This window comes from Neobacillus drentensis NBRC 102427 (assembly GCF_001591445.1).
GTDB classification, from domain to species: domain Bacteria; phylum Bacillota; class Bacilli; order Bacillales; family Cytobacillaceae; genus Neobacillus; species Neobacillus drentensis.
The window spans coordinates 184,939-197,197 of sequence record NZ_BCUX01000003.1 but is presented as its reverse complement, the minus strand read 5'-3'; the positions used below and the strand labels follow the sequence as shown (position 1 = coordinate 197,197).

At 40.5% G+C, this 12,259-nt stretch carries 9 protein-coding genes; 7 read left to right on the top strand and 2 right to left on the bottom strand.

Features of this window, described 5'->3' with window-relative positions:
• Positions 1-188: 188 nt before the first annotated feature.
• Together mutS and mutL are read left to right on the top strand one after the other, a co-directional pair.
• The gene (gene mutS / locus BDR01S_RS01520; protein ID WP_174523420.1) at positions 189-2,789 is read left to right on the top strand and encodes a DNA mismatch repair protein MutS; all 2,601 of its coding nucleotides are present in this window, start codon (positions 189-191) and stop codon (positions 2,787-2,789) included.
• Between the two features lie 13 nt (positions 2,790-2,802).
• Positions 2,803-4,737 (top strand): DNA mismatch repair endonuclease MutL, encoded by a 1,935-nt coding sequence (gene mutL, locus BDR01S_RS01515; protein ID WP_066252894.1) that lies wholly within the window; start codon positions 2,803-2,805, stop codon positions 4,735-4,737.
• A 339-nt stretch (positions 4,738-5,076) separates the two neighbouring features.
• On the opposite strand, the gene mreBH is transcribed toward mutL, so the two are convergent.
• On the bottom strand, positions 5,077-6,084 hold the full coding sequence (gene mreBH, locus BDR01S_RS01510) for a rod-share determining protein MreBH (protein WP_066252895.1): 1,008 nt from the start codon (positions 6,082-6,084) through the stop codon (positions 5,077-5,079).
• Between the two features lie 308 nt (positions 6,085-6,392).
• Between mreBH and miaA the strand changes: the two genes are divergently transcribed.
• From miaA to spoVK, 3 genes are all read left to right on the top strand, one after another.
• Positions 6,393-7,349 (top strand): tRNA (adenosine(37)-N6)-dimethylallyltransferase MiaA, encoded by a 957-nt coding sequence (gene miaA / locus BDR01S_RS01505; protein WP_066259882.1) that lies wholly within the window; start codon positions 6,393-6,395, stop codon positions 7,347-7,349.
• Positions 7,350-7,375: 26 nt separating this feature from the next.
• The gene (gene hfq / locus BDR01S_RS01500) at positions 7,376-7,606 is read left to right on the top strand and encodes an RNA chaperone Hfq (protein WP_066252897.1); all 231 of its coding nucleotides are present in this window, start codon (positions 7,376-7,378) and stop codon (positions 7,604-7,606) included.
• Between the two features lie 196 nt (positions 7,607-7,802).
• Positions 7,803-8,750 (top strand): stage V sporulation protein K, encoded by a 948-nt coding sequence (gene spoVK / locus BDR01S_RS01495; protein ID WP_066252898.1) that lies wholly within the window; start codon positions 7,803-7,805, stop codon positions 8,748-8,750.
• A gap of 46 nt (positions 8,751-8,796) precedes the next feature.
• On the opposite strand, the gene BDR01S_RS01490 is transcribed toward spoVK, so the two are convergent.
• On the bottom strand, positions 8,797-9,402 hold the full coding sequence (locus tag BDR01S_RS01490; RefSeq protein WP_066252899.1) for a trimeric intracellular cation channel family protein: 606 nt from the start codon (positions 9,400-9,402) through the stop codon (positions 8,797-8,799).
• A 239-nt stretch (positions 9,403-9,641) separates the two neighbouring features.
• Here BDR01S_RS01490 and hflX point away from each other — a divergent pair, with 239 nt between their 5' ends.
• Both hflX and BDR01S_RS01480 read left to right on the top strand, forming a co-directional pair.
• Positions 9,642-10,901 (top strand): GTPase HflX, encoded by a 1,260-nt coding sequence (gene hflX / locus BDR01S_RS01485; protein ID WP_066252901.1) that lies wholly within the window; start codon positions 9,642-9,644, stop codon positions 10,899-10,901.
• A 14-nt stretch (positions 10,902-10,915) separates the two neighbouring features.
• Positions 10,916-12,187 (top strand): methionine gamma-lyase family protein, encoded by a 1,272-nt coding sequence (locus BDR01S_RS01480; protein WP_066252904.1) that lies wholly within the window; start codon positions 10,916-10,918, stop codon positions 12,185-12,187.
• The last annotated feature ends 72 nt before the right edge of the window (positions 12,188-12,259 follow it).

Here is a 12,259-nt window from a genome sequence, read left to right as displayed (position 1 = left end):
TTTTTAACATGTTGGTCTATATGTAATTATATTCGTTGGAATTGCCTTTACTCCTCTTCTGAAATGATAATTATTTCCATTTTCCCTATTGCATTATTAGGATTATTCTTCCTAATAAAGTCTTCTCGAAGTATGTTATAATTATTTGTCGAACATACTCGAAAGTCTTTTTTATAGTGGAGGTCATTATGGCTGCATATACGCCGATGATACAGCAATACTTAACCGTTAAGGCAGATTATCAAGATGCCTTTTTATTTTTTCGCTTAGGCGATTTTTATGAAATGTTTTTTGATGATGCGATTAAAGCATCACAAGAATTAGAAATAACGTTAACCAGCCGTCAGGGTGGAACCGAAGAACGGATTCCAATGTGCGGCGTCCCATACCACGCAGCAGCAAATTATGTTGAACAGCTCATTTCTAAAGGCTATAAGGTGGCTATTTGTGAGCAAGTCGAAGACCCAAAACTGACCAAAGGTATGGTAAAAAGGGAAGTTGTCCAATTGATCACACCGGGCACGGTGATGGAGGGCAAAGGGTTAAATGACAAAGAGAATAACTATATTGCCTCGATTACAAGCTTTGATGATCAAACTTATGGATTTGCCTACAATGATATCTCAACTGGGGAAAGCCGGGTCACATTGTTGTCGAATAATTTTGATGAAGTTTTAAATGAGCTAGCCGTTTTAAGTGCGAAGGAAGTTGTTGTCGCTAGCAGCTTTGACGGAGAACTTCAAAAGAAGCTTCGTGAACGGGATGTTCTTGCTATTTCGTTTGAAGATAATAGTTCAATAGATATGAATTATTCGCATCTGCTCAAAGATTTAAATCAAGAAAAGTTAAAGACAGCAATTGCGAGGCTTTTTAACTATTTATATCGGTCACAAAAAAGAAGTTTGGATCACCTTCAATCAGTTACCACCTATCAAATCCATCAATATATGAAAATTGATTACTATTCCAAACGAAATTTAGAATTAACAGAAACGATTCGTTCCAAAGGGAAAAAAGGGTCATTATTATGGTTGCTTGATGAGACGATGACCGCCATGGGCGGAAGGATGTTAAAGCACTGGATTGACCGGCCATTAATCAATCAAAAGGAAATTGAATCACGTCAATCGATCGTTGAAGTCCTAATGTCTTATTATTTTGAGCGCCAAGAACTTCGTGAAAAGCTGAAGGAAGTTTATGATTTAGAACGATTAGCAGGCAGGGTAGCGTTTGGAAATATTAATGCCCGTGATTTGGTGCAATTAAAGCGTTCGTTAATACAGGTTCCATTTTTACAACAAATTCTGCAAGGGATGAAGAATGACAAAGTTAACCAAATGGCTGACCTTCTTGATCCATGTGAAGAAATCACTGATTTATTGGAACAAGCGATTGTAGAAAATCCACCGCTCTCCTTAAAAGAAGGCAATATGATTCGTGACGGGTATAATGCCCAGCTTGATCAATACCGGGATGCCAGCCGCAATGGGAAAACTTGGATTGCCCAGCTAGAACGAGAAGAACGGGAGAAAACCGGTATCAAGTCATTGAAGGTTGGCTATAACCGCGTATTTGGTTACTATATTGAAATTACTCGTGCAAACCTGCATCTTTTAACAGAGGGTCAATATGAGCGGAAACAAACCTTATCGAATGCGGAACGGTTTATTACACCAGATTTAAAAGAAAAAGAGGCTTTAATTTTACAAGCAGAAGAAAAATGCGGTGAGCTTGAATATGAATTGTTTACCGAAATTCGCGAGATTGTGAAAGAACAAATCCCACGATTGCAGGCTTTGGCAAAAACAATTAGTGAGCTAGATGTCCTGCAGTGCTTTGCTCAAGTAAGTGAAGACCGGCACTATGTTAAACCGCAATTTTCAATGGAAGGCCGTGTGGTTGTGACGGATGGCCGCCATCCTGTCGTTGAAAAGGTATTAAATGCCCAGGAATATGTTCCGAATGATTGCATCATGGATTTTGATCGCGAAGTCTTATTGATCACGGGCCCGAATATGTCGGGGAAAAGTACGTATATGCGCCAAATCGCCTTAATTGCGATATTAGCGCAAATTGGCTGCTATGTCCCGGCGACGGAAGCAGTCCTACCGATTTTTGATCAAGTATTTACTCGTATAGGTGCAGCTGATGATTTAATTTCTGGACAGAGTACTTTTATGGTCGAAATGCTTGAAGCTAAGAATGCCATTTCCAATGCCACTCAAAACAGCTTAATTTTATTTGATGAAATCGGTCGCGGAACTTCTACGTATGATGGAATGGCACTTGCGCAGGCGATTATTGAATATATTCATACACAAATAGGGGCGAAGACTCTTTTTTCTACCCACTATCATGAATTAACGGTATTAGATGAAGAGTTGACTAAGTTAAAGAATATTCACGTCAGTGCGATTGAACATCACGGAAAAGTCGTTTTTCTTCATAAAATAAAAGAAGGACCAGCGGACAAGAGTTACGGGATTCATGTGGCTCAGCTAGCGGGACTTCCTTCCGACTTAATCAGCCGTGCCAATGAAATATTAACCGCACTTGAGCAGTCTGATACACAGCAAGGGACGCCAAAAACTGAAGCAGTTAAGGTGGAGTCAGTTCAAGAACAGCCTGCCCAGCTTTCTTTCTTTGATGAACCAAAAGGTGTGAAAAAGCAGGACCTCTCCTCGAATGAGAAACGTGTAATAGACAAGATGAAGGAATTAGATATTTTGGATTTAACACCACTTCAAGCGATAAATATGTTGTATGAGCTCCAGAAAAAGTTAAAGTAGGGGGTGAATCCGAATGGGTAAAATCATTCAATTAGATGATGCCTTATCCAATAAAATTGCGGCGGGGGAAGTAGTTGAACGACCAGCCTCTGTTGTCAAAGAACTTGTTGAAAATGCGATTGATGCCGGCAGTACGGTGATTGAAATTGAGGTAGAGGAAGCGGGACTCGCGAAAATCCGGATAACTGATAATGGAAATGGAATCGAGGAAGAGGATGTCTTACTTGCCTTTCAACGCCATGCGACATCCAAAATCAAAAATGAAAATGACCTATTCCGAATCCGCACCCTTGGCTTCCGTGGGGAAGCCCTGCCGAGTGTCGCCTCCGTTTCCAGACTAGAGATGAAGACCTCTACAGGAGAAGGGGCCGGGAACCGATTGGTGATTGAAGGCGGCAAGGTCGAAACGTTCGAAAAAGCATCAAGCAGACGCGGGACCGATATCACGATTACCGATTTATTTTTCAACACACCAGCTCGGTTAAAATATATGAAGACAATTCATACCGAGCTCGGAAATATTACCGACGTTGTGAATCGACTGGCTCTTTCTCATCCAGAGGTTGCCTTCCGTCTTATACACAATGAACGGAAATTGTTACAGACCAATGGAAACGGTGATGTTCGTCAGGTTTTAGCGTCGATTTATGGATTGGGTATCGCCAAACAGCTTGTTCCTATCTCAGGCACCTCGCTTGATTATAAAATAAACGGATTTGCTTCGATGCCTGAGGTAACGAGAGCTTCTAGAAACTATATTTCGACGATGATTAATGGGCGATTTATAAAAAACTATCCGTTAGCCAAGGCTATCCAGGAAGGTTATCACACATTGCTGCCAATCGGCAGGTTCCCGATTGTTCTTCTGAATATTGAGATGGACCCGTTATTAGTGGATGTGAATGTTCATCCCTCGAAAATGGAGGTCCGTATTAGTAAAGAAGCAGAATTGAATGAGCTCGTCACAACGACGATTAAAGAGGTGTTTAAATCAAAAATCCTGATCCCGACAGCCTATACTGCGGTGAAAAAGGAGACACCGAAGGAAGAACAGACTTCTTTAGTGCTAGATGAAGGCACAAAACCTTCACCTACTACTGAGCGAAAAGAGTTGGAATGGCACCAACCTGCACCTGCAGCAACAGCAATCGTTCAAGAGCGCCGTCCGTGGCTGGAAATGCCAGAGGAACACCCAATTTCAAAGTTATCAGGTCACTCTGTTAACGAAGAGACGGTGGTGACTGACACCTGGTACGAGACCAATCCATTTAGTGAATCGCAGGCTAAGTCTGATGCAAGTACCACCACCAGTGTTGAACACAACTTTGAATCGAGTGAAACAGGTTGTGCTGCTTCTTCTGAGAGCAGGGTTCCTCGGTTATATCCAATCGGACAAATGCATGGCACCTATATTTTTGCACAAAATGAAAATGGCTTATATATCATTGATCAGCATGCGGCGCAGGAACGGTTAAAGTATGAGTATTTCCGGGAGAAAGTAGGACAGGTCCAATCAGAACTGCAGGAAATGCTTGTGCCGATAACCTTTGAATACTCGACAGATGAATTTTTGAAAATAAATGAACACCAGGCTGAGCTCGAAAAGGTCGGAGTTTTTCTAGAGGAGTTCGGATTGAATAGTTTTATTGTCCGATCCCATCCACAGTGGTTCCCAAAAGGGGAGGAAAAACAAATCATCGAGGACATGATTGAACAGCTTTTATTGATGAAAAAGGTGGATATTAAGAAACTACGCGAAGAAGCAGCAATTATGATGAGCTGCAAAGCGTCGATAAAAGCGAATCGTCACTTACGAAATGATGAAATCCAAGCACTGTTAGATGATCTGCGGAAAGCGTCGGATCCATTTACTTGTCCGCACGGCAGACCAATTATTGTTCATTACTCGGTTTATGAGATGGAGAAGATGTTTAAACGGGTGATGTAACAGTGAAGAACGTTCCTATTTATGGGAACGTTCTTTTATTTTGAGCATTCATTAAATTTTAGTGTTGAAAAGGGTTCTACGTGCCCGAACCTATTCGTGCCCGCCATAGGTCAAAAAGCTTGTTCACGGTAACGATTAGAACCTATTCGTTCCCGCCGTTGGTGGAAAAGCCTGTTCACGGTAACGATTGGAAGAATAATCATTAACCACGGTCACGTAGACAGGTTCCTCAAGACGACCCAATATGAAAAAGGCTGCAGAAAAGGATTCTTCTGCAGCACTGATATTACTATTACTTAGAGTGCAATCATTAGAGATGATCTCCCCACAAATTGATGCTTATTTCATTGCAACGGGAAGTTTGCTCATATATTGCAGGGCCTTTCCAGTCCCTGTTGCTACCGATTCAAGCGGGTTGGGAGCAAGCTGGACAGGAACGACAATCTCTTCGCTTAGCCAAGCCTCCATCCCGTTCAATAAAGCTCCACCACCGGTTAGAATGACGCCCCTGTCTACGATGTCTCCACTTAGCTCGGCTGGACAATCTTCTAAGGTCGCACGAATTGCTTCTAAAATATGCAATAAGGCTTCCTTGATGGCCACGCGAATTTCATAGGATGATAGTTTAATCGTTTTTGGCAGTCCGGTTAAAAGGTCGCGCCCGCGAACATCCATGAAACGCTCTTCATGGTCAATGAGAGCAAAACCAATTTCCATTTTGATGTTTTCCGCTGTTCTTTCACCTATCAGGATATTATATTCCTTCCGAACATGTTGAATAATATCATCATCAAGTCGGTCGCCACCAATTTTAATAGAATGGCAAGCAACGACCCCGCCAAAGGAAATAATCGCTACCTCGGTATTGCCGCCGCCAATATCGACAACCACGTTTGCCACCGGTTCATCAACTGGCAAGCCTGCGCCAATGGCCGCTGCAACGGGTTCCTCAATTAAGCTTATCCTTTTTGCCCCTGCCTGTTTTACTGCATCTTGGATCGCTCTTCTTTCCACACTTGTCGATCCAGATGGAATACTAACCACGACATTCGGTTTACGAACCGCAAAGCCAATTTTTTTAGAGGCCATACGCATAATGTGTTTTAGCAATTCCGTCGTTACATCATAATCAGCGATGACTCCATCCTTCATTGGACGAATCGCGACGATTTTTTCCGGTGTCTTTCCAATCATTTCCTTCGCTTCAGCACCAACAGCAACAACATTTTTCGTAACGGTATCAATCGCCACAACAGATGGTTCATTAATAACGATTCCTTTATTTTTACTATAAACTAGTATATTTGCAGTACCTAAATCAATACCTATATCAAAAGTAGATAACATAATCATTCACCTAATTTCCCTATTTTTCATTCAAAATAAGCTACGCGTTAGTCTAACATAAATGTGGGGGTGGTAAGCGCTTTGTAAATGAACCGTTATCCTTTTGTAAATTTACATGTAAAATATTCCTGTTTGGGAAGAAAATTGAATAAAAAATTTTCTGTTAGATTTACGGCATAGAAAACAACTTTTATGTGTATACTAGTTTGATGTTCAACTGCTTTTAAAAATTATGTTACGATAAAAGGGGTGGAAGTGGAATCATAACCCTGCTTTCACTGAAAAAGGGATAAGGCAGTGTGAAAATATTGGATTCAAAACAAAAATTATTAGTAATCATCGGACCAACCGCAGTGGGAAAAACAAAGTTAAGTATCGAAATGGCTAAACGCTATAATGGTGAAATTATCAGTGGAGATTCTATGCAAATCTATCGTGGCATGGATATTGGGACGGCAAAGATCAAAAAGGTTGAAATGGAAGGAATTCCTCACTATCTAATTGATATTAAAGAGCCTTTTGAAAACTTTTCTGTCGCTGAATTTCAACACCTAGTTCGGGCTAAAATAGAAGAGATTTCCAAGAAAGGAAAACTGCCCATTATTGTCGGTGGAACAGGACTGTATATTCAGTCCGTCATTTATGATTATCAATTTTCTGATGTTCCGGGAGATGAGTCTTATCGTCTCATGCTAGAGGATAGAGTGCAGAAAATAGGAAATGAAGCATTGTATAAAGAATTGTTGGAGGTGGATCCGGGAAGTGCTTCACAAATCCATCCAAATAATATAAGAAGAGTCATTCGTGCACTTGAGATTTTCCATCTTACCGGGAAGACGATGCAAGAATTCCAAAGCATTCAACAACCGGACCTATTGTACAATACAGCCATTGTTGGTTTATCAATGGAACGAGAGAAACTTTATGAGCGCATTAATTATCGGGTGGATTTAATGATGGAGGAAGGACTTATTGAGGAAGTAAACGGGTTATATCAACAGGGTTTGCGTGGTTGTCAATCAATCCAGGCAATTGGCTACAAAGAAATCTATGCCTATTTAGAGGGGAAGGTTACCTTAGAAGAAGCTATCGCCAATTTAAAACAAAATTCAAGAAGATATGCCAAAAGGCAATTAACTTGGTTTCGGAACAAAATGGAGGTAACATGGTTTGATATGACCGATGTGGAGGACACCTCAAAAAAAATAACGGAAATTTCACGTTGTATTGAAGGAAAGCTTCAAGTAAAATCGAATACATATTAGTAGAGATAAAAGAGGAGGAAATACAAATGAAAACAACAATCAATATTCAGGATCAATTTTTAAACCTGTGCCGCAAAGATAACATACATGTTACCGTCTTTTTACTTAACGGATTTCAATTAAGAGGCCAGATAAAGGGCTTTGATAATTTTACCGTACTGTTTGAATCCGAAGGAAAGCAACAATTAGTATTCAAGCATGCGATTTCAACCTTTGCGCCCCAAAGAAATGTTCATCTTGAATTGGAAAACCAATAAACTTGTCTGTGAAGCCCATACCAATGGGCTTTTTTTATTTATAAAAAACTTTTTTAATGAATTTCAAGGTGTTTGAATACATATAAAATGAAGGGTTATGCTTTCCTTTGCGCAAATAAATGAGTTCAATATAAATTCTGAGTAGCGATAAAAACCATCCTACGTAATCTGTTGGCAAAAATGAGAGGTGAAAGCTTTGGACCAACCCATCCGAATGAAAAGTAACGGCCAAATAAGTGTTGTCCTCAATTCACAAAAAGGGAAAACAATTTCAAAAGAGTTACCTGACTTTCAAGTGGTTCCAAAGGACATTCCAGTTGAGCATGCGGCTCTAAAGGAAATTGAAGAGGAGTTAGGAGCTTTGGTTGGCATGGACGAAATGAAAAGGATGATAAAAGAAATCTATGCTTGGATTTACGTCAATAAAAAACGTGAGGAAATGGGTTTAAAAGCAAGAAAACAAGCCCTCCATATGATGTTTAAAGGAAATCCAGGCACAGGTAAAACAACAGTCGCTAGATTAATAGGTAAATTATTTCAAAAAATGAACGTTTTATCAAAAGGGCATTTAATTGAGGCGGAACGTGCTGACCTTGTTGGTGAGTACATTGGTCATACAGCGCAAAAGACGAGGGATTTAATCAAGAAGGCCCAAGGTGGAATATTATTCATCGATGAGGCCTACTCGTTGGGGCGCGGCGGTGAAAAGGATTTTGGGAAAGAGGCAATCGATACACTAGTGAAACATATGGAGGATAAGCAGCATGAGTTTATTCTTATTCTTGCTGGATATTCAAGGGAGATGGATTATTTCTTAACCCTTAATCCCGGGCTCCATTCACGCTTTCCATTAGTAATTGATTTTCCGGACTACAACATCAACCAGTTAATGGAAATTTCAGCAAGGATGCTAGTCGAACGTGAATACACTTTTAGCCATGAGGCAGAAAAAAAGTTAAAGGAACATTTAATCTGGGTTAAAGCAGTATTAAGTCCCAATAGTTTTTCAAATGGGAGGTATGTCAGGAATATTATTGAAAAATCAATTCGTGCTCAAGCGATGAGGCTCCTTATGTTAAATAGCTATGACAGACACGAGTTAATGACCCTTAGAAGCAATGACCTCGTGTTTGAGGAAGATTAAAAAAAATGGCAGATTCTAAGCAATCTGCCATTTTTATTTGGATGAATTAGTTTGATCCAAGCTTACGAATTGGAAGTTTCCAATCATAGGTATACGAAAGGACGCGTAAAACCGTCACAAGAATAAATAACGTATATAACTGCCATGAAGTTGCTGTTATCTTTAGTCCAATAGAAAGAGCGATAAGAATCGCCCATAGTGCATAAATTTCCGCTCTTAGGACCATTGGTTTTCGTCTGGCTAATAAATCTCGAATAATGCCGCCGCCAATTCCTGTTAAGACTGCTGCAACGATTACGGCACTTAACGGAAGGTTCATTTTAACTGCGTAGATGGCACCTTGGATGGCAAAGGCGGAAAGGCCAATTGCATCAAAAAAGTTCCCCCATTTTTGCCAGTGCTTTAACAGGTTGTTTGGAAATAGAAACACTGCTGTAATAGATAATATAGCAATTTGGAAAAATACCCCTTGGTCCCAAAGGGCTGAAACAGGCACACCTATTAATAAGTTTCGAATCGCCCCACCCCCAAATGCGGTGACAATTCCTAATATATATACTCCGAAAATATCATATTCCTCTTCCATCGCAACAATGGCGCCACTGACGGCAAAGGCGATGGTTCCAATCATACTCAAAACATCCCAAGTCATTTTAAACTGATTTCTCCTTAAAGTTAATTTGATTAAATACTATAAACATAGTGAAAAACAATTATATTAAAACAGTAAAATTTTATCATGATTCAGAAAAATTACAATAACCTTTCAGAAAAATTACAATAACTTTTCGGAAAAATTACAATAACTTTTTAGTGATTATGGGAAAATTAGAGTATGCAACTGTTTTTTGTTATGATGGAGGAAAGAAGTTAGGAAAGGGAGAATGCTTTTTGGAACAAAAAGACACAAAAGAGAAAGCGATCCTCGTTGGCTGTCAAACCAATGGGGAGGATGATTTGCGGTTTCAATATTCAATGGAAGAGTTAGGTGCATTGACAGAAACCGCTCAGGGTGAAGTTTTGATGTCAGTCGTTCAAAAACGGGACCGCCGCCATCCTGCTACCTATATAGGTAAAGGGAAGGTGGAGGAGCTCAATATTCTGGTTGATGAGCTTGAGGCAGATATCGTCATCTTTAATGACGAACTATCACCAAGCCAAAAAAGAAATCTTTCAACCGAACTAAATGCCCGGGTAATCGACAGAACCCAGCTCATCTTAGATATCTTTGCTCAAAGGGCGCGCTCTAAAGAAGGGAAATTACAGGTTGAACTTGCCCAAATGCAATACATGCTTCCTCGTCTTGCCGGTCAGGGAATCGCATTATCTCGTCTCGGTGGGGGGATAGGAACTAGAGGACCAGGTGAAACGAAGTTAGAATCAGACCGCAGGCATATCCGTCGCAGAATCGATGAAATTAAAACTCAACTTTCTGTTATCGTTCAGCACAGGGAGAGGTACAGAGAAAGAAGAAAGAAAAATAAAACCTTTCAGGTCGCGATTGTCGGCTATACCAATGCCGGTAAATCAACACTTTTTAATCGATTATCCGAAGCGGAGTCCTATGAGGAAAATCAATTGTTCGCAACCCTAGACCCGATGACACGTAAATTGATTTTACCAAGTGGCTTCCTCGCATTGATTACAGATACAGTTGGGTTTATTCAAGATTTACCGACCGCACTAATCGCTGCCTTTCGCTCCACGCTTGAAGAAGTCAAGGAGGCGGACCTTCTTCTCCATGTGGTCGATATGTCCAACGCGGATTATTTTCATCATGAAAAAACAGTGAAAAAGCTGCTCGAAGACTTGGAAGTGAAAGATATTCCACAAATAACCGTTTATAATAAAAAAGATATTCAGCATTCAGATTTTGTCCCTACTGCGGATACACCGACTGCATTTATTAGTGCCTTTGATGAAGGTGATCGTCTAGCCTTAAAGCTGCAAATGGAGAAAGTGGTCATGGGAATGATGGATTCATATGACGTACAGGTACCTTCCACAGAAGGAAAGCTGCTTTCTTTATTAAAAAATGAGACAATCTTAAGAGAACTGGTATTTGATGAAGAGGAGCAATTCTATCGCTGCAAAGGATATACGTTAAAGGATCATCAAATTACAGGTCAATTACTGAAATTCACACTATAGATAGGAGTTACAACATGTTTCAACAGTTAAAAAATGGGGAAAAGCTTCAGCCGCTTGTAGAAGCAGTCGAACAACAAATCACAAAAGTACATAAAGAAATAGACAGTAGAATTGAAACCAATCAATTTCGGGTCTTAAAGAGCTATCAAAAACATCGTGTCAGTGATTCACATTTTTTCCCCTCGACCGGCTATGGCTATGACGATATTGGCAGAGATACATTGGAATTAATCTATGCAGACGTTTTTGGAGGAGAAGCAGGACTTGTTCGGCCGCAAATCATTTCCGGCACACATGCTATATCGATCGCTTTATTTGGCGTTCTTCGCCCAGGGGATGAACTTCTATATATTACGGGAAAACCCTATGATACGCTTGAAGAAATCGTCGGACTTCGCGGAAACGGTGTCGGCTCTTTAAAGGAATTTGGAATTTCGTATGATAGTGTCGCGCTGACTCATGAGGGCAGAATAAACTGGGATTCGGTTGCAGAGAAAATAAAACCGAACACGAAAATGATTGGGATTCAACGCTCCAAAGGTTATGCGACGAGGCCATCCTTTACGATTGCGGAAATAGCTGAAATGATTGCATTTGTAAAAGAAATAAAACAGGATGTCGTCGTTTTTGTTGATAATTGTTACGGGGAATTTGTTGAGGAGACCGAGCCTTGTCATGTAGGTGCGGACTTAATGGCAGGGTCACTGATCAAAAACCCGGGCGGCGGGCTGGTGAAAACTGGCGGCTATATCGTTGGGAAAAAACAATGGGTAGAAGCATGTTCCTACCGAATGACATCACCGGGGATTGGAGCGGAAGCGGGAGCATCCTTGTATAGTCTTCAAGAAATGTATCAGGGTTTCTTCTTAGCACCTCATGTGGTCGGTCAGGCACTAAAAGGGGCAGTATTCACAGCGGCTATGTTGGAGAAATTAGGCATGAATTCTTCACCAAAATGGGATGCGAAACGGACCGACTTAATTCAGTCAGTCCAGTTTGATGACCGAGAAAAAATGATTGCTTTCTGTCAGGCTATTCAATTTGCTTCCCCGATTAATTCATATGTCACCCCTCATGCCAGCTATATGCCTGGGTATGAGGACGATGTTATTATGGCAGCAGGGACCTTTATACAGGGAGCAAGCATTGAGCTGACGGCAGATGGGCCGATTAGACCGCCCTATGTTGCGTATGTACAGGGTGGTTTAACATACGCGCACGTTAAGATGGCTGTTTGCCTTGCCATTGATCACTTAACGGATAAAAGATTAATTGAACTGTTTTAAAAAATAATACCCAAATGGACAGCGATTTTAAGTTGTCCAATTTTTTTAAAAATTTCATGTAAGAAAACCTAA

Coding starts and splice junctions, on each gene's coding strand:
- BDR01S_RS01490 (WP_066252899.1), bottom strand. CDS start 9,402: ATGACTTGGGATGTTTTGAGTATGATTGGAACCATCGCCTTTGCCGTC.
- BDR01S_RS01480 (WP_066252904.1), top strand. CDS start 10,916: ATGTTTCAACAGTTAAAAAATGGGGAAAAGCTTCAGCCGCTTGTAGAA.
- mutL (WP_066252894.1), top strand. CDS start 2,803: ATGGGTAAAATCATTCAATTAGATGATGCCTTATCCAATAAAATTGCG.
- mutS (WP_174523420.1), top strand. CDS start 189: ATGGCTGCATATACGCCGATGATACAGCAATACTTAACCGTTAAGGCA.
- mreBH (WP_066252895.1), bottom strand. CDS start 6,084: ATGTTATCTACTTTTGATATAGGTATTGATTTAGGTACTGCAAATATA.
- hfq (WP_066252897.1), top strand. CDS start 7,376: ATGAAAACAACAATCAATATTCAGGATCAATTTTTAAACCTGTGCCGC.